General features: G+C 60.2%; 20 protein-coding genes and 1 pseudogene. 2 read left to right on the top strand and 19 right to left on the bottom strand.

Features of this window, described 5'->3' with window-relative positions; all coding sequences use genetic code 11:
- The coding region (locus tag AC1DXW_RS23070; RefSeq protein ID WP_477760512.1) for a hypothetical protein at window positions 1–125 on the bottom strand (125 nt) is incomplete at its 3' end.
- A gap of 392 nt (window positions 126–517) precedes the next feature.
- On the opposite strand from AC1DXW_RS23070, the gene AC1DXW_RS23075 reads away from it, so the two are divergent.
- A complete protein-coding gene (locus AC1DXW_RS23075; protein ID WP_477753668.1) occupies window positions 518–1,534 on the top strand; it encodes an AraC family transcriptional regulator in 1,017 nt (338 codons plus the stop codon).
- Window positions 1,535–1,569: 35 nt separating this feature from the next.
- On the opposite strand, the gene AC1DXW_RS23080 is transcribed toward AC1DXW_RS23075, so the two are convergent.
- From AC1DXW_RS23080 to arnB, 13 genes and pseudogenes are all read right to left on the bottom strand, one after another.
- Window positions 1,570–2,040 carry an LEA/WHy family protein gene (locus AC1DXW_RS23080; RefSeq protein WP_477753644.1) on the bottom strand — a complete coding sequence of 157 codons (471 nt, stop codon included), beginning with the start codon at window positions 2,038–2,040 and terminating at the stop codon, window positions 1,570–1,572.
- 57 nt (window positions 2,041–2,097) lie between these two features.
- Window positions 2,098–2,770 (bottom strand): annotated as a pseudogene (locus tag AC1DXW_RS23085) (solute carrier family 23 protein).
- Between the two features lie 98 nt (window positions 2,771–2,868).
- Window positions 2,869–3,576: an HPP family protein gene (locus tag AC1DXW_RS23090; protein WP_477753645.1), complete on the bottom strand. Its 708-nt coding sequence runs from the start codon at window positions 3,574–3,576 to the stop codon at window positions 2,869–2,871.
- Window positions 3,577–3,738: 162 nt separating this feature from the next.
- Window positions 3,739–4,917 carry an MFS transporter gene (locus tag AC1DXW_RS23095; protein WP_477753669.1) on the bottom strand — a complete coding sequence of 393 codons (1,179 nt, stop codon included), beginning with the start codon at window positions 4,915–4,917 and terminating at the stop codon, window positions 3,739–3,741.
- Window positions 4,918–5,009: 92 nt separating this feature from the next.
- The gene (locus AC1DXW_RS23100) at window positions 5,010–6,593 is read right to left on the bottom strand and encodes an ArnT family glycosyltransferase (protein WP_477760493.1); all 1,584 of its coding nucleotides are present in this window, start codon (window positions 6,591–6,593) and stop codon (window positions 5,010–5,012) included.
- 5 nt (window positions 6,594–6,598) lie between these two features.
- Window positions 6,599–7,978: a UDP-glucose dehydrogenase family protein gene (locus AC1DXW_RS23105; RefSeq protein WP_477753647.1), complete on the bottom strand. Its 1,380-nt coding sequence runs from the start codon at window positions 7,976–7,978 to the stop codon at window positions 6,599–6,601.
- Window positions 7,975–8,376 (bottom strand): 4-amino-4-deoxy-L-arabinose-phosphoundecaprenol flippase subunit ArnF, encoded by a 402-nt coding sequence (arnF, locus tag AC1DXW_RS23110; protein ID WP_477753648.1) that lies wholly within the window; start codon window positions 8,374–8,376, stop codon window positions 7,975–7,977. Before arnF ends, AC1DXW_RS23105 begins: the two co-directional genes overlap by 4 nt.
- The gene (gene arnE / locus AC1DXW_RS23115) at window positions 8,373–8,717 is read right to left on the bottom strand and encodes a 4-amino-4-deoxy-L-arabinose-phosphoundecaprenol flippase subunit ArnE (RefSeq protein WP_477753649.1); all 345 of its coding nucleotides are present in this window, start codon (window positions 8,715–8,717) and stop codon (window positions 8,373–8,375) included. Before arnE ends, arnF begins: the two co-directional genes overlap by 4 nt.
- Window positions 8,714–10,363, bottom strand: coding sequence for a lipid IV(A) 4-amino-4-deoxy-L-arabinosyltransferase (gene arnT, locus AC1DXW_RS23120; RefSeq protein ID WP_477753650.1), 1,650 nt, complete (start codon window positions 10,361–10,363; stop codon window positions 8,714–8,716). Before arnT (AC1DXW_RS23120) ends, arnE begins: the two co-directional genes overlap by 4 nt.
- Entirely contained in the window at window positions 10,360–11,244 is an 885-nt protein-coding gene (arnD, locus tag AC1DXW_RS23125) for a 4-deoxy-4-formamido-L-arabinose-phosphoundecaprenol deformylase (protein ID WP_477753651.1), read from the bottom strand. Before arnD ends, arnT (AC1DXW_RS23120) begins: the two co-directional genes overlap by 4 nt.
- Window positions 11,244–13,235, bottom strand: coding sequence for a bifunctional UDP-4-amino-4-deoxy-L-arabinose formyltransferase/UDP-glucuronic acid oxidase ArnA (arnA, locus tag AC1DXW_RS23130; RefSeq protein ID WP_477753652.1), 1,992 nt, complete (start codon window positions 13,233–13,235; stop codon window positions 11,244–11,246). The genes arnD and arnA overlap by 1 nt, the downstream gene beginning before the upstream one ends.
- Complete coding sequence (gene arnC / locus AC1DXW_RS23135) at window positions 13,232–14,251, bottom strand: undecaprenyl-phosphate 4-deoxy-4-formamido-L-arabinose transferase (protein WP_477753653.1); 1,020 nt, start codon at window positions 14,249–14,251, stop codon at window positions 13,232–13,234. Before arnC ends, arnA begins: the two co-directional genes overlap by 4 nt.
- The gene (gene arnB, locus AC1DXW_RS23140; RefSeq protein ID WP_477753654.1) at window positions 14,248–15,396 is read right to left on the bottom strand and encodes a UDP-4-amino-4-deoxy-L-arabinose aminotransferase; all 1,149 of its coding nucleotides are present in this window, start codon (window positions 15,394–15,396) and stop codon (window positions 14,248–14,250) included. The genes arnC and arnB overlap by 4 nt, the downstream gene beginning before the upstream one ends.
- A gap of 392 nt (window positions 15,397–15,788) precedes the next feature.
- Between arnB and AC1DXW_RS23145 the strand changes: the two genes are divergently transcribed.
- Window positions 15,789–16,727 carry a site-specific integrase gene (locus AC1DXW_RS23145; RefSeq protein ID WP_477753655.1) on the top strand — a complete coding sequence of 313 codons (939 nt, stop codon included), beginning with the start codon at window positions 15,789–15,791 and terminating at the stop codon, window positions 16,725–16,727.
- Window positions 16,728–16,731: 4 nt separating this feature from the next.
- Here the strand turns inward: AC1DXW_RS23145 and AC1DXW_RS23150 are convergent, their stop codons facing one another.
- From AC1DXW_RS23150 to pmrG, 5 genes are all read right to left on the bottom strand, one after another.
- The gene (locus AC1DXW_RS23150; RefSeq protein ID WP_477753656.1) at window positions 16,732–17,802 is read right to left on the bottom strand and encodes an ABC transporter ATP-binding protein; all 1,071 of its coding nucleotides are present in this window, start codon (window positions 17,800–17,802) and stop codon (window positions 16,732–16,734) included.
- Window positions 17,799–19,397, bottom strand: a complete 1,599-nt coding sequence (locus tag AC1DXW_RS23155; protein ID WP_477753657.1) for an ABC transporter permease — start codon at window positions 19,395–19,397, stop codon at window positions 17,799–17,801. Before AC1DXW_RS23155 ends, AC1DXW_RS23150 begins: the two co-directional genes overlap by 4 nt.
- Before the next feature lie 4 nt (window positions 19,398–19,401).
- A complete protein-coding gene (locus tag AC1DXW_RS23160) occupies window positions 19,402–20,415 on the bottom strand; it encodes an iron ABC transporter substrate-binding protein (RefSeq protein WP_477753658.1) in 1,014 nt (337 codons plus the stop codon).
- A gap of 266 nt (window positions 20,416–20,681) precedes the next feature.
- Entirely contained in the window at window positions 20,682–22,403 is a 1,722-nt protein-coding gene (gene arnT / locus AC1DXW_RS23165) for a lipid IV(A) 4-amino-4-deoxy-L-arabinosyltransferase (RefSeq protein ID WP_477753659.1), read from the bottom strand.
- A gap of 176 nt (window positions 22,404–22,579) precedes the next feature.
- Window positions 22,580–23,236 (bottom strand): lipopolysaccharide core heptose(II)-phosphate phosphatase PmrG, encoded by a 657-nt coding sequence (pmrG, locus tag AC1DXW_RS23170; RefSeq protein WP_477753660.1) that lies wholly within the window; start codon window positions 23,234–23,236, stop codon window positions 22,580–22,582.
- Window positions 23,237–23,368 lie beyond the last annotated feature (132 nt).

Here is a 23,368-nt window from a genome sequence, read left to right on the forward strand (position 1 = left end):
AGGTCAAGTTCATCAACGAAGACATCGACAACACGCACCGGATTAGTCTCGCTGACGTAATCGTCCAGGCTCTCGGGGAGCAGGGTCCTTTGACCTCGGTGTTCACCTTGAATGAAGCGTTTCATGGGCAACCCTTGCGATGAAATCCTGGGAAATCATAGCAAGGGTTTGCTTTGGAGTTTTTACACACTCTGGGCCATGGATGGCCGATGGCGGCGGGCCCACGGAGCAGGACCGGAGCGAGGGCATGCCGAGCCTAAGCGAGGCACCGAACGTCAGGGGCAAAAGCCCTTGGTTACTTGGGGCTCTTCCAAGTGACCCGCCGTAAGGGCGGAAGCAATAGTGGCCGTTACCGCAGCAATGGATATGTACACCCTCAAAAATCCATATCGCCCGCCAAGCAGCCATCGTCGGAACGCCGCCCGGACCAAGCTCGCTCCCACAGGGATCAGCGCCAGGCGGGTGCTTTCAGCTAATATGCCCCCCACTCGAACAAGAACAGGGCTTGCCGCGATCCATGTCGGAAAAAGACACCATCTCCATCCAACTGGTGCGTGAAGCACTGTTGCAAAGCTGCGCGCCGGGAATCGCCACGGACGAGGTGTTGATCAAGGTTGGCATCGACCCGCTGCTGTTGGGCAACACCGGCGCCCGCGTTCCGGCCACGGCTTATGCGCGCCTGTGGCGGCTGCTGGCACGGCGCGGGGACGATGAGTTTTTTGGCATGGACCCACGCAAACTGAAATCCGGCAGCTTTGCCTTTCTGTGTCGCAGCGCCATGCACCAGCCCAACGTGGCGGCGGGACTGTCCAGCGGCCTGGGGTTTCTGTCATTGATCCTCGAACACCTGCCGGCACAGTTGGTGCGTCAGCAAAGCCTGGCGGAAATCGTCCTGCTGGAGGACGACAAAGACCCGCGCCGGGCCTTCACCTATTTCACCTACTGGATGATCGTGCACGGCGTTGCGTGCTGGCTGGCAGGGCGGCGGATTCCAATCCTGGCCATCGAACTGCGCTGTGCGAAACCGGATTTCTGCGATGACTATCAGGTGATGTTTTCCGAGAACCTGCGTTTCGACCGTCCGCGCACGCGGATGATTTTCTCCGCCGATTGTCTGGACTTGCCGATCAAGCGCAGCCCTGAAGAACTCAAGCGATTCCTGGCCCATGCGCCGGCGAACATTCTGGTCAAGTACCGCGATCCGCAGAGCCTGGCCAGTCGCATCAAACACGATCTACGCCATCTGCCGGCCGAACACTGGCCGGAAACCGAAGTCCTGGCACAACGCCTGTGCATGTCGGCATCAACCCTGCGCCGCCGACTGGCCGAAGAAGGGCAAACCTATCAGGGTCTCAAGGACAGCGTGCGCAAGGAGCTGGCGATTGTCTGGCTGGCCGAGCCGGCGATCAGCTTCAGCGAGATCGCCACGCGGCTGGGGTTCGCTGACGTGAGTTCGTTCTACAAGGCGTTTCGCAAGTGGTCGGGGTCGAATCCTGGGCATTACCGCAGCCTGATTCTCAATGACACCGAGTAGGTTCAGCGGCGCAACGGTCATTTCTTCGCAGGCTGTTAACGGCTGCCAGTGGCCGATCCCGGCAGATTGAGCGTGCCACTGTCCACGAAGCGCATGGTGTTGAACAGGCCACCCGAGAGCTTGCCGTGCAGGATATAAGGCATGTTGTTGAGCGTTTTCATTTGGCTGATGCCATAGGTCTGGCGGACCATCGAAAACGCCGAAACGCTGACTGGTACGCTCACGACGACGTCGGAAAAACGCCCGATCGTGCCCCTCTCATCGGTGACGCCGGAAGCGAAGGGTTGGCCGTTGATGTCCAGATCCAAAGCAACGCCACTGTAGGTGAGGGTGGTGTCATTGGGGTTTTGCACGCGGATTTTCACGGCAAAGCGCACTTCCAAGCCCTCGCCTTGCAGGGGCTCGACGCCCACGACGTTGATTTTCAATGGGTCTCGATTGGGCAGAGAAGAACAAGCGCTCAGGCAGAGYAGGAGGGAAATCAGGACCGCGTGGAGGCTGCGCATGGACGTGCTCTCATCTGAATAGGGCTGAACCGCCAGCGGCTCAGCCCTTGAGCCCGTCTAGTGGTTCGACTGTGCGACCATCGCAGGCTTTGCGGGTTCATCCCTGGTGGTCACATCGGGGTTCTGCATCACCTGAAGCACTGAGGCCTCCGGATCGAATTCGTCCTCTTCCAGTTCGATGAATTCCTCGGGCAGGAAGATATTAAGAACGATAGCGCACAGCGCGCCGACGGTGATGGGCGATTCGAAAATGTTGTGCAGGGCCTTGGGCAGTTCACGCAAGACTTCCGGCACGGCGGCCACGCCCAGGCCCATGCCGACGGAAATCAATGAACGCGGCAAAAAAACACACGCCGAAGATGGTCGAGAGAATTTCATCGGTGCCGCCGCCCCGGGCCTTGACCATGAAGCCGGCACTGAGAGTCACACTGATGAACGAGAAACTGGTGCCTTGCAGGCACAACAGGCCGGAGCCCACCGGGCCAAAGCGCCGCGCTTGCACGAAGGTGCCCAGGCCGGAGACGAACAGCGCCATGCTGATCAGATAAGGAATTTCGTTTTGCAGGCCCAGGGCGCAGCCCATGATCAGCGTCGGGGTGATGATGCCGACGAAACTTGCCAGCACATGTTGCAGGGCGGCGAAGACGGTGGCGGTCAGGTGCGGACGGTCATCGAGGCCGTAGATCAGGTCGCTGTTGCGTGGAGCAGGGGCTTTTTCGGAGGCGGTCATGGTGGTTTGCGTGCCAGAAGGCGGGCCGGGTCAGAAAATGGAGGCGCAGGATGCCAGAACCGCCCGACCACGGCAAAAGAACCTCCAAAAACAGCGACTTACAGGCGCGGGGCGAACACCTCGGCCACGCTACGGCGTTTGGCGTGCAGTTGGCTGGCCTGGATCAACTGTTCGAGGTCTTCGGGCGTGACATCATAGAACGCTTCCATGTCGGCCAGCGCCAGTTTCAGGTCTTCGGCGGTGATGGCCTGACGGTCGACCGGCGGGTGATCGGCAGGAATCCTGGCCACCGGCTCGCTGGCACTCTTGGGGTAACGAACGCGGGTCAGGTTGTTGTAGGCCAGGGCGCAGAGCAGCATCGTCGCCGCGCTGAGCATCACCGGTCCAATGGCTCTCCAGTCCATGGCAATGGTCGCCGGATCGGCCAGCACCAGGGTCAGGGCCAATGCACCGGCCGGTGGATGCAGGCACCGCAGCCAGCACATCAGAATCAACGCCATGCCCGCCGCCAGGCAAGCGCTACCGAGGGTTCGGCCCAACACATGGGCCACCAGCAAGGCGATCACCCCGGCGCACAAGTAGCCGCCCAGAATCGACCAGGGTTGGGCGAGCGCGCCCGAAGACACGGCAAACAGCAGCACCGCCGACGCCCCCAGCGGGCCGATCAGGTGCTGGGCCACCTCAATGCCGAACACCTGGCTACAGAGCCACACGCTCATCAGTGTCCCCAAGGCCATGCCGATGGCGGCGCGGCTCCATTCGGTGGGGCGGGTATTGATGGCGGCGGGCAACCAGCGAGCAAGCATTCTGACAAAAACTCCGACAAGGAAAAATCGAGGTAAAAAAAAGGGCTTGGCTGGGAAACCCAGAAAGCCCTTGAAGGTGTTCCAACTGTTGGGGGAGGAACGCGCACAGTGTGCCGTTCAATCCAGCCACTGACAAATTCATATAAATGAGCTTTCAGTGCATTAATTTTGCTGTAAGTTGCCCCGTCGGCCGCTTATGTAGCACAGCAAACCACCCAGGGCAGCGAGTGCGCTCAAGGCATAAAACATCGTTGGCGCCGGGGTGTGCATCAACATGACGCCGCAAATCACCGGGCTCAACGCACCGCCGAGCGCAGCCAGGTTTTGCGCGCCGTAGTAGCTGCCGCGCAGTTCTTCCGGAGCCAGGGTATCGACGAAGAGAAACTCGGCCGGGTAAATGATGATTTCACCGAGGGTGAAGATAAACATCGCCACGCACCAGCTCACCAGGCTGTCCGCCAGGCTGAAACCGATCAGCCCGAGGATGAACAGGCCGGTGCCGGCCACGATCCACTGACGCAGTTGCTCGCGCTTGAGAAAACGCCCGATCTGGTATTGCAGCAAGATCACACTGATGGCGTTGCAGGCGAGCAGGGCGGCCATGATTTCCATGGTGTGCCGGGGATTACTGGTCACCAGCAGGTACTGCGACAGGTAAAAGGTAAATCGCCCGTGCACCACCGTGCTGAGCAGGCAACCGGCGGTGAACATGATCAGCGTGCGGTCGTTTTTCAGGGTGATCAGGGTTTTGAGAAAGCTCTGCGCCTGACCAGGGACAGACGAACGCGCCGGGTCCTTCGCGATCCCGGTCATCAGGAAAATACTGAAAAAAGCGATGGCCGCAGCCACCAGGAACGGTGCACTCGTAAAGGCGCCGGCGATCAGCACACCGAGCATCGGCCCGACGGCGTAGCCAATGTTGGTCAGGGTATAGCTCAGGGAAAACGCCTTGGCGCGCTGACCCACCGCCAGGTTGTCGCTTAGGATCGCTTTCGAACCGATCAGGAATAGCGATGAGGCGGTTTCGGTGACGATCAGGGTGATCGTGGTCAGGTAGAGGTTTTCAGCAAAGGTCAGCAACACCAGGCCGACAGCGCTGGATGCCATCGAGAGAATCAGCAGCCGGCGTTTTTCGAAGCGATCGATGATGTAGCCGCCGTAGAGCGAGAGCAGGGTGGCGACGAACACCGCAATTCCGAGCAGCAAGCCAACGTCCTGTTGGTTGAGGCCAAGTTTGTCGCTGATGAACAGTGTGAGCAGCGGGCTGGTAATGGCGCGGCTGACGACGATGGTCAAAGAGCAGATCAGCAGGCGGCGGATGAGGGGGGAGTAGGTGGTCACGGCGTGAATGTCCTTATTCAATCGGGCCGGCATCAGCCCGGTCGTGAGCGCTACTACTCTGGCAGTCGGACACTCGGTCTTTGCTACGGGGTTTACTGGAGGTGCAGCAGCACGAAATCATTCTTGTCGAAACGCCCGCTCAGCACGGGTGGCAAGGCACCTATGGCCGTGCCTTGCAGTGTCTTGTAAACGTTCAGGTCCATCATCAGCCACGCCGGGCCCTTGAGGGCGTCAAGTTCCAGGAGTGAATCGGTGAACTCCGGTTGCAGGCCTTGATTGATGTTGACCATGAACTTGATGGCTTTGGCATCCTTGCCCATCGCGTGCATCACCAGTGGTGCGGGGTCTTTTTGCACGAGTTCAAACGCTTCGTGGCTGAAGGTCCGGGTGTCGTAAAGCTGTCGCTGGATCGGCTCGAACTGCAGGATATATACCGACCACAGTGCCAGGACTGCGCAAAGGGCGAGAGTCTGCGCGCGCCAGCGGGGATGCCTGAGCGCTACGACGGCGACCGCTTGCAGCGCGCCGAGAATGATGAACAACGACGTGAGATGGGCCACGTCTTCGGGGAATCTTCGCTGTATCACCAGCAAGGTCACGATCAGCAGCCCCGGAATCAGCAGCCATAAGCCCTGCATCAATACGCGCAGCCAACCGAACAGCCGACCTTGCAAGGCGTAAAACGGATAAGCCGCAATGATCGCCGCCATGGGCAGCATCGGCAGCAGGTAACGGGCCTTTTTCGCCTGCGGGACAGAAAGGCCGACCATCACGATCAGCCCGGCGGCTGCGCAGTACAGCGTCAGGCGCAATGCCGGGCCTGACTGTTGTCGGCCAGAAGCGGCGATCGCCACCAGCGCCAGCACTGCCAGTGGCCAAGCCAGTGCGTAGTTGCCTACCGAACTGGTGAAGTAATACAACACCTCGTTGGAGCCTTCGCTACCGTCCATGCGTCCCATGAACTGCATGCGAATCACGTCCTGCAAGAAGGCCGGGCCGCCGCTGACGTCCGCCAGCCACAACAACAGACCGATGCACACCGCCAGCAGCACCGCTGCCAGCAATCCGAAGACGATCAGCCGTCGCCATTGGCGATTGACCAGGAAATAGCTGCACAGCATCCCCGTAGGAATAACCAGGCCGATGGGCCCGCGAATCCAGAAGCCCAGCATCAGCAAGGCAAAGATCAGAACCCGGCGGCGCGGCGCCGCGAAGTGATCGGCGGCGTAGCCCAGGTAGAACACGCTGAACGCGACAGCCGCCAGCATCAGGTCGAGGGAAACCGCGCGGGTTTCCGTGATGAAGGTGTTGGTCAACAGCATCAAGGCGATGCTCAGCAGCGCCCAACGCGTGGAATAGGGTGCCAGCAGGCGGTACATCAAGGTGACGATGACCGCTGCGGCGATGGCGCTCGGCAGCCATGCGGTCAGGCTGGTGACCTGGCCGAGCGGCAGTGAAAGCAGCCAGATGAATAGCGTTGAAAGTCCCGAATAGTCTGCGTAGGGCTGGCCATAGGTCGTCGGAAAAAACGACGGCCCATTGCGCAGCATCTCCTGGGCGAACAGCACGAAGCGCGAATCGAAACCGATGGCCGCCTGCTGATACATTCCGGCGCAGAACAACATCAGCGCCAACAGACCCAGCGCGAGGGACTGTTGGCGGATGCGAGGGATCATGAGATTCAGGCGACCACTGATTCGGTTGACCATTGCTGGTAAGGAATCGGCAATTTGCGCGATTCGCCGCGGCCGATCGGGAAGTAGGTGAAACCGATGCGTGCCAGACGGTCTGCGTCGTACAGGTTGCGGCCGTCGAAGATCACCGGTGCGTTGAGCCGCTGCTGGATCAGCTCGAAGTCCGGCGCCTTGAACTGTTGCCATTCGGTGCAGATGATCAGTGCATCGGCACCGGACAAGACCGACTCAGGCGTACCCATGAGCATCAGTTTCGATTCGTCGGGATACAGCTTCTGGGTTTCCTGCATGGCTTCCGGATCGAACGCACGGACATTCGCCCCGGCGGCCCACAAAGATTCCAGCAACACCCGGCTTGGTGCATCGCGCATGTCGTCGGTGTTTGGCTTGAACGCCAGGCCCCACAAGGCAAAGGTCTTGCCACGCAAATCGCCCTTGTAGAACGCATTGATGCGTTCGAACAGTTTGTGTTTCTGCCGCTCGTTGATGGCTTCCACCGCTTGCAGCAGGTCGCTGGAGCAATGGGCCTCTTCGGCGCTGTGGATCAGGGCGCGCATGTCCTTGGGGAAGCAAGAGCCGCCGTAGCCGCAACCGGGGTAGATGAAGTGGTAGCCGATTCGCGAGTCGGCGCCGATGCCCAGGCGTACCGATTCGATGTCGGCACCCAGGTGTTCGGCCAGTTCGGCGATCTGGTTGATGAAGCTGATCTTGGTCGCTAGCATGCAGTTGGCGGCGTACTTGGTCAGTTCGGCACTGCGCAGGTCCATGAACATGATGCGCTCATGGTTGCGGTTGAAGGGCGAGTACAGGTCACGCATCACGTCACGCACTTCGTCGCGTTCACAGCCGACGACGATACGGTCCGGGCGGCGGCAGTCGGCCACGGCCGAACCTTCTTTCAAAAACTCCGGGTTGGACACGATATCGAACTGCAATTCACGCCCGGCATTGAGCAGGCATTTGTCGATGTGGGCACGCAAGGCGTCTCCGGTGCCGACCGGAACGGTGGATTTCTCCACCAGGATCGCCGGCTGTTCGCGATGCCGTGCTACCGCTTCGCCCACCGACATCACGTAGCGCAAGTCCGCCGAGCCATCGTCCCGGGATGGAGTACCGACCGCGATGAACAGCACCTGTCCGTGCTGAACCGCGAACTTTTCATCGCTGGTGAACTGCAACCGTTTGGCGTCAAGGCCTTCGCGTACCAGGCTGGCCAGCCCGGGTTCGAAAATACTCACGTGGCCCTGCTTGAGCAGTTCGACTTTTTTCTGGTCAACGTCCATGCAGACTACGTCGTGGCCGACTTCCGCCAATACCGCTGCCTGCACCAGGCCAACATAACCGCTACCAAACACACTGATTTTCATGGGGCACTCCTTAATTCGGGCGCACGAGCAGGTCGAGAATTGATGGTAATGACGCCGAGGATGACCAATGCCACGCCAAGGCTTTTTGTAAGGCTGAATGATTCGTTGAACAGCGGCAGGCTGGCGGCCAGCAGGTACACCAGCGCGTAGCTGATGCTCAGCAACGAGTAGGCCCGGCCCAGGGGCAGGTCCCGCAGGGCGGCGAGCCAGCAGAGCATCGACAAGGCATAGGCGAAGATGGCTACGAGCACCACGGCAACGGGTGTCAGGTCGATGTGGGCGCTGAGCCAGTGTTCGGGTTGTGGCAGATGACTCATGCTCCAGCGCATGCCCAGTTGAGCGGCGCTGACCAGCAACACACTGCCCAGTGCGAAGGTGATACCGCGACTCAGGTTCATGCGTGTTGCCCCAGCAGTGCAACGCCGCCGATCACCAGCGCCACACCCAGCCAGTGGCGGCGGTCGATGGTTTCGTGGAACACGAAACGCGCGACCAGGGTGATCAGCACGAAGTTCAGGCTCAGCATCGGGTAGGCAATCCCGACTTCCAGGCGTTGCAGCACCAGCAGCCACACCAGCAGGCCCAGTCCCAAAGAGGCCAGGGCCAGCCAAAGCCAGGGTGAGCGCAGTTTCTCCATCCACCCGGAAGGTTTGCCGCGCCAGCTTTCTACCGCATATTTCTGGGCAATCTGGCCCAGGCAGGTCAGCAGGCAGGCGACCAGTAGCAATAGCAGGCTCATAGCGTCGCCTGAGGGATAATCAAAATAACCAGGTTGCCTTGTTCATACCGTTTGCCCTCTTTGGGCAATTGATCAAGTTCGCGCAGCTCTTCTTCGCCCTTGACCCGCATGACCACACCGACCGAGCCTAGTTGGCGAGCGTCGTGCATCCACTGTTGCACCTGGTCAGGGTTGACGCGCTGCTTGAGCGAATCAGGATAGGCAAGGCCATATTTCAATTCGCCTATCGTGTTGAAAAAAGCCACTTCCGGCCGTTTCACCCGCCAGGACAATGCCGACGCGGCACCCAGATCGTTGCTCAACAATTTGGCACTCTGGCCAAGCTCCTGGGCGTGATCGAGGATGAACTGGTCAGGCGTTTTGTTGGCGACTACGGAATTGGGCAGTCCGGCAGGCAATAAACCGATGAGCAGCAGGCTGCCAAAAGCCGGGGCTGCCCAGCACTGCAACGGGCGGAAGGCCTGCAGCAGGTTGGCCATGATCCAGCCGATCAAGCCGATGAACACCAACACCAGGTTGTGCAGTTCATGATCGTAAATCGGCTTTTTCAGTTGCAGATAAACCAGGGCCAGCAGGGTGACCACACCTACCACCAGGTTCAGCAGGCCGTTGATGCCCAGGACGCGACCTTGCTCCAGCTTCAATCGGTCAGCCAGTGCATGGCCGAGCAACAATGCCAGGGGCAACAGGCACGGCAGGATGTAGGCCGGCAACTTGCCTTTGCTCAGACTGAAGAAGAACAACGGCATCCATAGCCACAGCAGCAGGAACCCGATATTGGACTGGCGTCGGGTCTGCCAGGCTTGCTTCAGCGCGGGCGGCAGCAATGCAACCCACGGCATGCTGAAAGCGACCAGCAACGGCAGGTAATACCACCATGGCGCGTTATGCTGGGCATCGTCCCCGGCAAAACGGCGGATGTGTTCGTGCCAGAAGAAAAACCGCCAGTAGTCAGACTCCTGGGCGTGCACTGCCAGCGCCCATGGCAGGCTGACGGCGATGGCGACCACGACCGCCACCGGGCCGTAGACCAGCAGTTCACGCCAGCGTTTTTGCCAGATCATCCAGGGCAGCGCAATCAGCACCGGCAGTAGCCAGGCCAGGAAACCCTTGGTCATGAAGCCCATGCCGCAGGCAAGGCCCAGCACCGCCCACGCGATCAGGCGTTGACCGCGGGTGACGCTGTCCAGGGCAAACCACAACGCGACCAGGCTCAGATTGACCCAGAAGGTGAATTGCGGATCGAGGTTGGCATACCCCGCCGAAGCGGCAATGACCGTGAAGCTCATGTACAGCAGCGCGCAGGCGAAACTCTTGCGCGGTTCGTTCCACATCCGGCGGGCGACCAGGTAGCACAGCAGCACGCTCAAACCGGTGCTCAGTGCCGAAGCGAAGCGCACTCCGAAGAGGTTCTGGCCGAACAGCGCCTGACCGATGGCAATCATCCAGTAGCCGGCCGCGGGTTTTTCGAAATAGCGCACGTCCATGAAGTGTGGCGACACCCAGTTGCCGCTCAGGAGCATGCCTTGGCTGATCTGGGCGTAGCGGGTTTCGTCAGGAATCCATAAACCATGGCTGCCCAATGGCAGCAGGTATGCCAGCGCCACCATGGCCAGCAGTAACGGCAAAGCCCAGCGTTTGCTCATGCGCCTTGCACTCCCAGCCAGCCTTCGCGACCTTCGAGCGCACCGCGTACCACGCGGCCGATCGGCAAACTGTCAGGGGCCTGGGGCAGCAAGTCGCCCAAGGGTTGAAAACGGATGTCCCGCTGATGTGCATCGCTCAGCAGTTGACGGAAATCATTAGCCATCAGAATCCCTTCTACCTCGGCATGGATCGTGTAGACATTGAGTTTTTCCGGCGTGAACCGGTCCAGGATGAACCTGTTGAAGTCCTTGGCGGCGACGGTCGGCCCGACCACTTCGTCGAAGGTCGGCAGGTCCACCGGAATTTGCGGTGCGCCCAGGCGACCATCGGCCAATCGTGGCTGGAACAGGCTCAGGCCGCGACAATCGCTGTTATAGCGAAAGCCGAAGCCCTGCTTGGCTTCGATCACACGCTCGTCGGCACGCCAGCCGGCGGACGCCGAGCAGGTGATCTTGTCCCCGAGAATGTCGCTGAGGGTGTCCACGCCACGGCGTATCTGTTCGACCAGTTGTGCGTCGCTCCAGCGCCCGGCRTTGGCTTGCCAGCCGTGGTGATCCCAGGCGTGCAGGCCAACCTCATGCCCGGCATCCCGGGCCTGGCGCATCAAGTGCCCCAGGTCGCGGCCGATCGGTTTTCCAGGCCATGCGGTGCCGGCCAGCAGAATGTCCCAGCCATACAGGCCGGCTGCGTTGGAACGGAGCATTTTCCAGAGAAACTGTGGACGGATGAGGCGCCACAAGTGGCGCCCCATGTTGTCCGGCCCGACACTGAAGAAGAACGTCGCCTTGATCTGTGCTTCATCAAGGATTTCCAGCAACCGAGGCACTCCCTCTCGGGTGCCCCGGTAGGTGTCGACATCGATCCGCAGTCCCGCCTGCATCAACGCTTGTCCGCGATTTCGAGCATGGCTTCGCGCAAGAAGAAGTCCAGGGTGTTGCCGATGGTTTCACTCATCTCCACGGTTGGCGTCCAGTCCAGCAGGCGTTTGGCGTTGGCGATGCTCGGCTTGCGGTGCGACACGTCCTGGTAACCGGTGCCGTAGAACGCCTTGCTTTCGATGTCGCGGAAACCGGCGAACGGAGGGAAGTTGGCGCGCAGCGGGTGGGCTTCGAACTGACGCAGCAGCTCTTCGCCCAACTGACGGATGCTGGCCTCGTTTTCCGGGTTGCCGATGTTGATGATCTGGCCATTGCAGACATCGTTGTCGTTATCGATGATCCGTGCCAGGGCTTCAACACCGTCGGCGATGTCGGTGAAGCAGCGTTTTTGCTCGCCACCGTCGAACAGGCGAATCGGCGTACCTTCCACCAGGTTCAGGATCAGCTGGGTAATGGCGCGGGAGCTGCCGATTCGGGCCGAATCCAGACGGTCCAGGCGTGGACCCATCCAGTTGAACGGACGGAACAGGGTGAAATTCAGACCCTTCTGGCCATAGGCCCAGATCACGCGGTCCAGCAGTTGCTTGGAGACCGAGTAGATCCAGCGCTGCTTGTTGATCGGGCCGACCACCAGGTTGGAGTTGTCTTCGTCGAAGTTGTTGTCCTGGCACATGCCATAGACTTCCGAGGTCGACGGGAAGATCACGCGCTTATTGTACTTGACGCAGTAGCGAACCAGTTTCAGGTTTTCTTCGAAGTCCAGTTCGAACACGCGCAGCGGGTTACGGGTGTATTCGATTGGCGTGGCGATGGCCACCAGCGGCAGTACGACGTCGCACTTCTTGATGTGGTACTCGATCCATTCGGAGTGGATGCTGATGTCGCCTTCGACGAAGTGGAAGTTCGGGTGGCTGCGCAGGCGCTCGATGGCGTCCGAACCGATGTCCAGGCCGTAGACCTCGTAGCGGTCGTCACGCAACAGGCGCTCGGACAAGTGGTTGCCGATGAAGCCGTTGACGCCGAGGATCAGCACGCGGGTGCGACGTGGGGCACGGCCGGATTCGGCACCGCGCAGCACGGAACCGTCCACCAGGCCCAGTTCGTTGGCCAGTTGCGGACCGCTCAGGTACAGACCGTTGTCGTTGCGCTGGCCGGCGTTGATGATCAGCGAATCTTGACCGCAGGCGATGCGCAGCGGGTCGACGCTGATGACGCGGCCTGGCGCCAGGCCTTCGTTGCCCTTGGCGACTTCAGCGCTCCAGACAATCAGCTTGTGCTCGCCTACCGCGCAGAAGGCACCGGGGTATGGCTGGGTCACGGCGCGCACGAGGTTGAACAGTTCTTCGGCCGGCTTGGCCCAGACCAGTTTGCCGTCAGCCGGAGTGCGACGGCCGAACACCGTGGCTTTGGATTCGTCTTGCGGTGTTTCGCTGACCTTGCCTTGCAGCAGCGCCGGCAGGGTGTCGCGCAGCAGTTCAGCGGCGGCGGTGCGCAACTTGCCGTGCAGGCTCAGCGCGGTGTCGCTGCGCTCGATGGCGACCTTTTGCTGGGCCACGATGGCGCCCGCATCGGCGCGCTTGACCATGCGGTGCAGGGTCACGCCGGTTTCCGTTTCGCCGTTGACCAGTACCCAGTTGGCCGGTGCGCGACCACGATAGCGTGGCAACAGGGAACCGTGCAGGTTGAACGCGCCTTTGCGCGCAGTGGCCAACAGCGGTTCGCTCAGCAGGTTGCGGTAGTAGAAGGAGAAAATGTAGTCGGGATCGAGTTTGGCGATACGCTCGATCCACAACGGGTGGTTGGCATCTTCCGGTGCATGCACGGCAATGCCGTGGCGGGCGCACAACTGTGCGACGGAACCGTAGAACGCATTCTCCTTCGGATCGTCGGCGTGGGTGAACACCGCAGCGATCTCAAAACCTGTGGAGAGCAGGGATTCGATGCCGGCGCAGCCAATATCGTGATAGGCGAAGACAACAGCTTTTGCACTCATGAAGGAACCTGATCTGAAGAAGTGGAAGTAAGGCCGTCGACGGTAACAACGGAAGAGGGGGGGGCGGGCTGGCTACGCAGCACCTTTTCAATGAAGAAGCGCGGACGTGCGCGTACGTCGCTGTACATGCGGCCCAGGTATTCACCCAACAGGCCCATGCCGATGAATTGACCACCGGTGAAGACGAACAGCACGGCGAACAGTACGAAGGTACCGCCACCGGCCCAGCCGGAACCGAACACCAGACGCAACAGGATCAGCGCAATGGCGAATAGAACACCCAGGGCCGCCATGCCGACGCCGACGATGCTCAGCAGTCGCAGCGGCGTGGTGGTCATGCAGGTGACCAGGTCGAACATCAGGTTGATCAGGCGCATGGGGCTGTACTTGGAATCGCCGTGTTCACGCTCGGCGTGGGTCACGGGGATTTCCGTGGTGTGGCGGGCAAAGCTGTTGGCCAGGATCGGAATGAAGGTGCTGCGTTCACGGCAGGCGAGCATGGCGTCGACGATGGTGCGTCGGTAGGCGCGGAGCATGCAGCCGTAATCGCTCATGGCCACGCCGGTGGAACGCTGCACGGCGAGGTTGATCAGCTTCGACGGCCAGCGGCGCAAGGCCGAGTCCTGGCGGTTGTTGCGTACAGTCGCGACGACGTCATAGCCAAGTTCGGCCTGGGCCACCAGCCGCGGGATTTCTTCGGGCGGGTTTTGCAGGTCGGCATCGAGGGTGATGACGACATCGCCCTTGCACTGTTCGAAACCGGCCATGATCGCCGCGTGCTGGCCGTAGTTGCGGTTGAGGATCACCGCCACCACCGGGCTGCCTTCGCGGGAGGCGGCGTCTTCCAGGATCTGCGCGGAGTCATCACGGCTACCGTCGTCGACCAGCACGATTTCATAGGCCTGGTGCAACTGCTGGCAAGCCGCTTCAGTGCGCCGGAGCAACTCAGGCAGGCTTTCCTGTTCGTTGTAGACCGGAATGACGATCGAAACGAAGTTGATTGGGTAAGGTCTCAAAGGCTTCTGTCCATACAGTTTTCGATGGCACCGACGACGCGCTCGACATCATCGGTGGTCATGTCGGGGAACAACGGGATCGAACACAGCCGCGCCGAATTCCATTCGGTGTTGGGCAGGTACAGGTTGGGGTAACGCTGGCGGTAGTAAGTGTGCAGGTGCGTTGCAATGAAGTGAATACCTGTGCCGACATTCTGTTCCTGGAGCGCTTTCATGAACGCTTCGCGATCGAGCCCGCAGCGCTCGGCATCGATACGCAGGATGAACAGGTGCCAGGCGTGTTTTTGCGAATAGGCGGGAACGGCCAGCGGCTGCACCGGCAAGCCTTCCAGGCGCTGCAAGTAGGTCTGGGCCAGTTGAGTGCGCCTGGCGTTGATTTCGTCCAGGCGTTCCAGTTGCACCAGCGCGATGGCCGCGTTGATGTCGGCCAGGTTGTACTTGAAGCCGGGTTCGACCACCTGGGCCTGGGGCTTTCGGCCGTGGGTCAGGCGGTCGTAGGCATCAACCCCCAGCCCGTGAAACTTGAGCATGCGTACCCGCGAGGCCAGGGCTTCATCGTCGCTGACGAACATGGCGCCTTCGGCGCAGGTCATGTTCTTGATCGCGTGGAACGAGAAGATCGCCGTGCCTTTGGAACCGACGTGGCGACCTTTATAGAAAGTGCCTGCCGCGTGGGCGGCGTCTTCGATCACGGCAATGCCGTGTTTGTCGGCCAGGGCGTAGAGCGGATCGAGGTCGAATGCCGCACCGGCGTAATGCACCGGGATAATGGCTTTGGTGCGCGAAGTGATCGCAGCTTCGATAGTGGCCACGTCGGTCATCAGCGTGTCGCGGTCGATGTCGACGAACACCGGCGTGGCACCCAGCAGGGTGATCATGTTGGCGGTGGAAACCCAGGTTTGCGAGGGCGTAATGACTTCATCGCCGGGACCGATGCCCAATGCCAGCAGGGTGATATGCATCCCGCCGGTGGCCGAGGAAAGTGCCACGGCATGTCGGCAACCGACGTAGTTGGCGAAGTGTTCTTCCAGTGCCTGGTTCTTCGGTCCGGTAGTGATCCACCCGGAGCGTAATACTTGCTCTACGGCCGCGATTTCTTCGTCGCCGATGCTGGGACGGGAGAAAGGGAGAAACGCCTGACTCATGGGCACCTCAGGGGCTGAAAACGTAAATAGCCTTTGAGGCTAAAAGGGATCCAAAAATCAGCATAGACGCTAAATCAGAATCTGCATCAAATCAACTAGTTACTGGTGTGGAGGTGAAAAACCGCGTCGGTTGACTTTTTTCGCCATGGCCGGCAGGTTGGACGTCCATTTGGGTTGCGCCGACTTTACAGAAGGTTATGCCCGATTTTGTGAAAGGAACATGAAAAAACGGTTGGGGAATCGTTTTATCTGAAGGCTATTAAGCCGCTGTTCAGACTTCTTCCGTTTACCGCGTTTTTAGGAAAAGTCCTACAAGTGTATTGTCTTTTATATCATCGTTATTTCACTTCTTAGTTGTTTCATTGAACTGTTTACATTCAAGGCCGTTTCGTTTGATTGACTTACCTGTTACTGACTCACGCTCACCCCTCACCAATCCGCTGACCCTGTATCTGGCGCGACTGGCGCCATCCAGCCAACTGACCATGCGTTATGTGCTGCAAGATGCCGCCGACCGCCTGGGCTTCGAAGACCAGGATATCGAGGAGATACCCTGGCACAACTTGCAGCCCGAGGATGTGATCGCCCTGGTGGCCACTTTGCGTTCGGATGGTTATGCGCCGAACACCTCCTCGCTGTATGTCAACGCGGTGCGCGGGGTGATGAACGAAGCGTGGCGCATGAGCCTGATCTCTCAGGACCATCTGTTGAAGATGCGTACGGTGAAGGGCATGGCCGGGACACGGCTGTCCCAGGGGCGCAATCTCAGGCGCACGCTGATTCAGGAATTGATGGCGGTCTGCGCCGCCGATCCGCGGCCGCAAGGCCTGCGGGATGCAGCAATCATCGGGATTCTGTACGGTTCGGGGATGCGCAAATCCGAATCGGTGAACCTGGAGCTGAACCAGGTCGATTTCACCGAGCGCAGCCTGCGGGTGACGGCCAAGGGCAACAAACAGTTGATCAAGTACGCCCCGGCCTGGGCCTTCGCCAAGCTTGAAGCCTGGCTTGAGCTGCGCCGTTCGCTGCTCAAGGACGGCGAGCCGGACGACCCGTTCCTGTTCAACCGCATCCGCCGGGGCAGCCATATCACCCGTGAGCGCATCACCAAGCACGCGATTTACTACATCGCCCGGCAGCGGGGCGCGCAGGTCGGGGTGAAAATCATGCCCCACGACTTCCGGCGTTCATTCATAACCCGGGTGATCGAAGAGCATGACTTGTCGATTGCGCAGAAGCTGGCGCACCACAGCAACATCCAGACCACAGCCAACTACGATGTGCGCGATGACAACGAGCGGCGTCGGGCAGTGGATCGATTCGATCTGTGAGCGATCACATCTCGCTCAGCACATGGGCATGGCCGATGGTCGAGACCTGAACCGAGCTGCCGGCGGGTGGTGCATACATGCCTGAGCTGCGCACCAGCAGTGATCGGCCCGGTTGCTCGCGGCTGGTCAATGGCTGGAGTTCCACCGTCAGCGTGCAGGTGTTGCCGCTGAAGTCCCGGTCGGTGACCACGGCCCGGCAACCGCTGGCTTCCGGGTCGCTGGGCAGGATGCTGGCCAGTTGCAGCTGTTCGGGACGCAGCATGATCTGTGCCGCGCTGTTGTTGCGGTGGTTGTTGACCGGGATTCGCCCCAGGTCGCAATGGGCCCAACCGGCCTCGATGCGCGCGGGCATGACCACGGCATCCCCCAGGAACAGGGCGGTCTGTTCATCCTCGGGGTAGCGGTAGAGGTCCAGCGGATGCCCTGACTGGACCAGTCGGCCATGGCGCATCACCGCCAACTGGTCGGCGAACGACAGGGCTTCACTCTGGTCATGGGTGACCAGAATGGTGGTGACGCCTGCGTCTTCCAGCAGCCGCGCAACCATCTTGCGCATTGCGGCGCGCAATCCGGTATCGAGCGCCGAGAATGGCTCGTCCAGCAGCATCAGCCGTGGCTGTTGCGCCAACGCCCGGGCCAGGGCCACGCGCTGTTGCTGGCCACCGGACAATTCGTGAGGCCAGCGCTCGGCCATCTTCGCGTCCAGCGCCACGCTGTCCATCAGTTCGGCGATTCGCTGTTGTTTTTCAGTGCCCTTGGTCGCCAAGCCGAAGCCGATGTTCGCGGCCACGGTCATGTGCGGGAACAGCGCACCGTCCTGCGGCACGTAGCCGATCAGGCGTTGATGGGCCGGCACTTCGTGGGTGCCGTCGACCAGGGTCTGGCCATTGAACGAAAGACGTCCGGCGTCGGGGAATTCGAAGCCGGCAATCATCCGCAGTAACGTGGTTTTACCGGAGCCGGAAGGACCGACGATCACCGTGCGACTGCCGCTGGGCACCGACAGGCTGACGTTGTCCAGGGCGCAATGGGCGCCATAGGATTTGTAGAGGGCATTCAATTCAAGAGTGTTCATCGGCCAGCCGTTTTTTTCGATTGGTGATAAAGAAGTCCGGTCAGCGGCAGCGACAGCATAACCATCAACAAGGCGTAGGGTGCAGCGGCGGCATAATCGATTTCGCTGGTCATGGCCCAGAATCCGGTCGCCAGGGTGCGCGTGCCATTCGGAGCCAGCAACAGGGTGGCGGTCAGCTCGTTGGTGATCGCCAGGAACACCAGCGCCGCGCCGGCGGCAGCCCCTGGAGCGGCCAGTCGCAAGGTGATCAGCCACAGTGCCCGGGCCGGCGAGCGGCCCAGGCTGCGGGCAATGTTTTCCAGTTCCACCGGGGCCTGGGCAATGCCTGCGCGCAGGCTCACCAGCGCGCGGGGCAAGAACATCAACAGGTACGCCAGCAGCACGGTGAAGGTGGTCTGGTAAATCGGCCGGGCAAAATGGATCGTGACGGTCACCAACGCCAGCGCCACGATAATTCCCGGCAGGGAACTGGTGATGTAGTTGCAGCTTTCCAGTACCCGTTGCAGTCGGCCGGGGTAGCGGATTGACAGCCAGGCGATCGGGATCGCCGCGCAGGTGGTCAGCGCCGCGCCCGCAATACCGAGCAACAGGGTTTGCTCCAGGGCCGGCAGCAATTCGGCCATGTCCCAGACTTCCACACCGCCGGCGATCAGCCATTTGCCCAGGGTGATCAAGGGCACGCCCAGGGCCAGGGTGCAGGTCACGATTTGCAGGGTCAACGAGAGCAGGGTGGATGCCGGTTTCAGGCACACGACCCGTTGCTCCCGGGCGCTTCCCGAACCGACGCGAGCATAACGGGCAGAACCCCGGGCGGCGGATTCGGCCGTCAACATCGCCAGGCAACACAACGCCAGCACGCTGGCCAGCATGTGCGCCGCTGCGCCGTTGAAGGTCGATTTGAACTGATCGAAGATCGCGGTGGTAAAGGTGTCGAAGCGGATCATCGCGTACAGGCCGTATTCGGCCAGCAGGTGCAGGCCGACCAGCAAGGCGCCACCGCAGATCGCCAGACGCAATTGCGGCAACACCACGCGGAAAAACACTTTCCAGGGTTTTAGCCCCATGGATTCGGCGACGTCTTCAATGGCCGGGTCGAGCCGGCGCAAGGTGGCCGCTACCGGCAAATACAGGAACGGGAAGTAGGCGATGACCGAGACCAGGACACCGGCAAACAAGCCGTGGATCGGTGGCACCAGGCTGACCCAGGCGTAGCTGTGAACGAACGCGGGCACCGCCAGCGGTGCGGTGGCCAGCAACGACCACCAGCGTCGTCCGGGCAAATTTGTACGTTCTGTGAGCCACGCCAGTGTCACCCCCAGCGCCACGCACAACGGAATCGTCAGCAGTACCAGCAATACGGTATTGATCAGCAGTTCGCCAACCCGGGGGCGGAACACCAGGGTCACGACGGTTGACCAGCCTGTCTGCAGGGACACGCCAATAACGTAAGCGATCGGTAGCAGTGCCAGTAATGAAACCAGCACCGACAAACCGATCACCCATACACCGCCACGTCCCGCAAAGACTCCGCGGGATCGTCGACGCAAATGTGCGGGTGTCGCCTCGGCGACACCCGCAGGCAGGGTTTCAGGCATCAATTTAGAGCAGTCCGGCCTGTGTCATCAGCTCCACGGCTTTTTTGCTGTCGAGTTTGGAAGCATCGACAGTCGGCGCATCGAGTTGCTGCAGGGGCACCAGTTTAGGGTTGGATTCAGCGTTCTTGCCCACGGCGTACTCAAACGACTTGCCGTTCTTCAGGACGGCCTGGCCATCCTTGCCGGTAATGTATTTGAGAAACGCCTGGGCTTGTTCTTTGTGTTGGCTGGAAGCGAGGACGCCGCCGCCGGAGATGCTAACAAAAGCGCCCGGATCTTTGTGCTTGAAATAGTGCAGGGCGGTGTTTTTGCTGTTTTCGCCGGTCTTGGACTGATCCACCAGGCTGTAATAGTGGTAGATCACGCCGCTGTCGATCTGCCCGGCATTCACCGCCTTGAGTACCGAGCTGTTGCCACGGTAGTTGGTGTAGTTGGTTTTCATCGCTTTCAGCCATTCCAGCGTGGCGGCTTCACCCTTTTGTTCCAGGATGGCAGCGACGATGGCCTGGAAGTCAGCACCGCCTGGCGAGGCAGCCCAGCGACCCTTCCAGCTCGGATCGGCCAGATCCATGATCGATTTCGGCAGATTGGCTTCCGACAGTTTGCCCGGGTTGTACACAAACACCGTGGAGCGCGCGGCAATCCCGACCCATTTGCCGTGGGCCGGGCGGTAGGCGGAGTCAACCTGTTCCAGCGTGGTCTTGTCGACAGGCGCAAACAGCCCGGCGTTGTCGACCAGTACCATGGCCGGGGAGTTTTCGGTCAGGAATACGTCCGCCGGAGAAGCCGTGCCTTCCTGCACGATCTGGTTGCCCATCTCGGTGTCATCGCCGTTACGCAAGGTCACGGGAATACCGGTTTCCTGGGTAAAGCCCTCGACCCAGGCCTTGGTCAGGCCTTCGTGTTGCGCGTTGTACACCACGATGCCGACGGAGTCAGCTGCGTAGACCTGGCCAGCGCTGAGCAAAGCGGTGGCCAGCAGGGCCTTTTTCAAGAACGAAGGGATGTTGGGAATCATTCTGCGGGCTGCTCCTGGTGCATTTTTTTGAAAGTCATGCGCATTGAAACGTTTGTAAATCAATGCGAATCATTTGCATATTTTGAATTGCAGGGAATGTAGAGATCCAAATGAGAAAATAACGTAAAAAAAACCGTAAATACATGTAATTTTCATTCAGATTAGCAGCGCTGTGCCCACTGTGGTTCGACTCGTCGCTTAAACGATGCGAAAACGAAAAACCCGAGAGGCCGGTTCGACCTCTCGGGTTTTTTGCGTCTTGCCTGTCAGGGCTGGATTTGCGGGAAGATCAGGACTTGCAGGTTGCCGCGCTGATAGCGTTTTCCGTCGATGGGCAGCGCCTCGACTTCCTGAATTTCATCGACGCTGTTGACCCTCATCACCACCCCGACCGAGCCCTTCTTACGCGCTTCGGTCATCCATTGCCCGATGTCTTGCTGAGTCACTTTGCGCGAGGCCGCGTCCGGATCCGAAAGACCATACTTGAGCTCGCCGACAACATTGTACAGCGCCACTTCCGGTCGCCTGGTCAGCCACGACAAGGCCGAGGCCGCTCCCAGGTCGTTGCTCAGCAGCGAGGTGGTCTGGTTCAGGCTGTCCAGGTGTTCGGCGATAAACCGGTCGGGCATCTTGCTGTCGACGATCTGGCCCGGCATGGCGGCGGGCAGCAGTGCCACCAGCAGCCAGATGCCGAGGGCCGGCATCGCCCATAACGTCAATGGCCGCAGGATTTGCAGGGCGTTGGCGATGATCCAGCCCAACAGCACGATGAACGCCAGGGACAGGCTGAACATCTCGGTATTCTCAAAAACCTCTTTGCTCAGTTGCAGGTACAGCAAAGCGATCAAGGCCGTCGTGGCAATGACCACGTTGAGCCAGCCGTTGACGCGAATCGTCCGCCCCTGTGCGCGTTCCAGCAGGCTGGTCAGCGCATGACCCATCAGCAGCGCCAGCGGCAACAGGCACGGCATGATGTAGGTCGGCAACTTGCCGCTGCTCACGCTGAAAATCGCCAATGGCAACAACAGCCAGAGCAGGAGAAAACCGCTGACGGGCTGGCGCTTGTCGTTCCAGGCCTGGATGAACGTTGTCGGCAACAACGCGGCCCAGGGCAGGGCGGAGACGACCAGCATCGGCAGGTAGAACCACCACGGCCGGGCGTGTTGCGCATTGTCGGCGGCGAAGCGGCGTACGTGCTCGTTCCAGAAGAAGAAATTCCAGAAGTCCGGTTCCTGATGATGAATGGCCAATGTCCAGGGCAAGCAGACGGCCGCGGCGACCACAACAGCCAGTGGCCCGTAACGCAACAGCTCACCCATGCGGCGCTGCCAGAGCATGTAGGGCAGGGCGATCGCCGCTGGCAGCAGCCAGGCCAGAAAGCCCTTGGTCATGAAGCCCATGCCGCAGGCGATACCCAGCATCGTCCAGGCACCCAGGCGGGCACGCGTGGTGCGGCTGTCGATGGCAAACCACAGTGAAACCAGGCTCAGGTTGACCCACAGGGTGAACTGCGGATCGAGGTTGGCGTACCCGGCCTGACCGGCAATCAGCCCGAAGCTCATGTACAACAGTGCGCAGGCAAAGCTTTTGCGCGGATCGCCCCAGAACCGGCGGGCAATCAGGTAGGTCAGCCACACGCTCAGCCCGGTACTCAACGCTGAGGCGATGCGTACCCCGAACAGATTGTCACCAAACACCGCCTGGCCGATGGCAATCATCCAGTACCCGGCAATCGGCTTCTCGAAATAACGCAAGCCCATGAAGTGCGGTGAGATCCAGTTCCCGCCCTGCAGCATTTCCTGGCTGATCTGGGCATAACGGGTTTCATCGGGAATCCACAGACCGTGGCTCATCAGCGGCAGCAAGTAGAACACGATGAACGCCAGTAACAACGCCAATAGCATCCAGCGCTCGCTGGTCGGCGCGGGTGGGGCGTACAGACGGGAAGAATGGCCAGTAAAATCTGGCAATGGCTGATTAGACGTCATGTCTCGACCTTKGCGCTTAGATGGCTGGTTGAAAAGTGATGTGCAACTAGTGAGAGAGAAAACCGGAATGATATTGAACGGCGAGAAGTGCAATCACACTTCTCGCTGTTTTGTTCAGGTTCCATTCAGTCCGGCTTGAAACAACTTAGTGGCAAAGTTCTCGGTCCGTAATGATTTCAGTTTTTTTCTTGTAACAGAGTGTTCCAGTCTTCGGCATTCACAATACCGAGTACTTGCAGTTGACCATTTCCATCGATGTGGACAAACAGCGCGCTGGCGTACTCGGCGTCCTTCGCCGAATGCTTCAGGCCGGCCTGCTTTTCAAAGTCGGCGATGCAACCGCTGTGGGTCACCAGCACCAGGTTGCGATGGGCTACCTTGTGCGCCACGACATCGTTACGCAGGGTCGTGCCGCAGGTCGCCAGCCACTCCTGGGTCCGTGGGTCGCTGTTGAACATGTAATGCGCGGTCTGCACGGTGCGCGTCACCGGGCTGGTCAGGATGTCGGCTTGCGTCAAACCCAGGCGTGCCAGGCCTTGCCCGACACCGGCGGCCGCTTCACTGCCGATTCGGGTAATACCGTCAGCCGGGCCCAGGCAAGGATTGCTGGAACGGTCGCAGCGCTCGGCATGACGAACCAGCACCGCGATCTCGCCGGCACTCCATTGTTGCAGCAATTGGGCCCGGGCTTGCGCGCCCTCATGGGCCAGGTTGGCCGGGGATTTCGGCCACAGGACCAAACCGGTGACCACCGCGGCGACGGTCAGTGCAGCAATGGCCACGACCGATTTAGACAGGCGCGAAGACGGTTTACGCGAGACGGAATTGACCAAGTTTGTCCACCAATAGGAGCGCCAGGGAAGTACTGTTAAACAAAACCTGAAACAGCACAAAAAATGTCCGCCGAGACTAAGTTCAGCGAATTAACTGCGGCCCACGTTAAATCCGTGCAGGTGTCGGGGCGG

The organism is Pseudomonas sp. P4_C4, assembly GCF_056402055.1.

What these genes read in the sequence shown, in the direction of transcription:
- AC1DXW_RS23075 (WP_477753668.1), top strand. Translation starts at nt 518, where the DNA reads ATGTCGGAAAAAGACACCATCTCCATCCAACTGGTGCGTGAAGCACTG.
- AC1DXW_RS23090 (WP_477753645.1), bottom strand. Translation starts at nt 3,576, where the DNA reads ATGCTTGCTCGCTGGTTGCCCGCCGCCATCAATACCCGCCCCACCGAA.
- AC1DXW_RS23100 (WP_477760493.1), bottom strand. Translation starts at nt 6,593, where the DNA reads ATGATCCCTCGCATCCGCCAACAGTCCCTCGCGCTGGGTCTGTTGGCG.
- AC1DXW_RS23105 (WP_477753647.1), bottom strand. Translation starts at nt 7,978, where the DNA reads ATGAAAATCAGTGTGTTTGGTAGCGGTTATGTTGGCCTGGTGCAGGCA.
- arnF (WP_477753648.1), bottom strand. Translation starts at nt 8,376, where the DNA reads ATGAACCTGAGTCGCGGTATCACCTTCGCACTGGGCAGTGTGTTGCTG.
- arnE (WP_477753649.1), bottom strand. Translation starts at nt 8,717, where the DNA reads ATGAGCCTGCTATTGCTACTGGTCGCCTGCCTGCTGACCTGCCTGGGC.
- arnT (WP_477753650.1), bottom strand. Translation starts at nt 10,363, where the DNA reads ATGAGCAAACGCTGGGCTTTGCCGTTACTGCTGGCCATGGTGGCGCTG.
- arnA (WP_477753652.1), bottom strand. Translation starts at nt 13,235, where the DNA reads ATGAGTGCAAAAGCTGTTGTCTTCGCCTATCACGATATTGGCTGCGCC.
- arnB (WP_477753654.1), bottom strand. Translation starts at nt 15,396, where the DNA reads ATGAGTCAGGCGTTTCTCCCTTTCTCCCGTCCCAGCATCGGCGACGAA.
- AC1DXW_RS23150 (WP_477753656.1), bottom strand. Translation starts at nt 17,802, where the DNA reads ATGAACACTCTTGAATTGAATGCCCTCTACAAATCCTATGGCGCCCAT.
- AC1DXW_RS23155 (WP_477753657.1), bottom strand. Translation starts at nt 19,397, where the DNA reads ATGCCTGAAACCCTGCCTGCGGGTGTCGCCGAGGCGACACCCGCACAT.
- AC1DXW_RS23160 (WP_477753658.1), bottom strand. Translation starts at nt 20,415, where the DNA reads ATGATTCCCAACATCCCTTCGTTCTTGAAAAAGGCCCTGCTGGCCACC.
- arnT (WP_477753659.1), bottom strand. Translation starts at nt 22,403, where the DNA reads ATGACGTCTAATCAGCCATTGCCAGATTTTACTGGCCATTCTTCCCGT.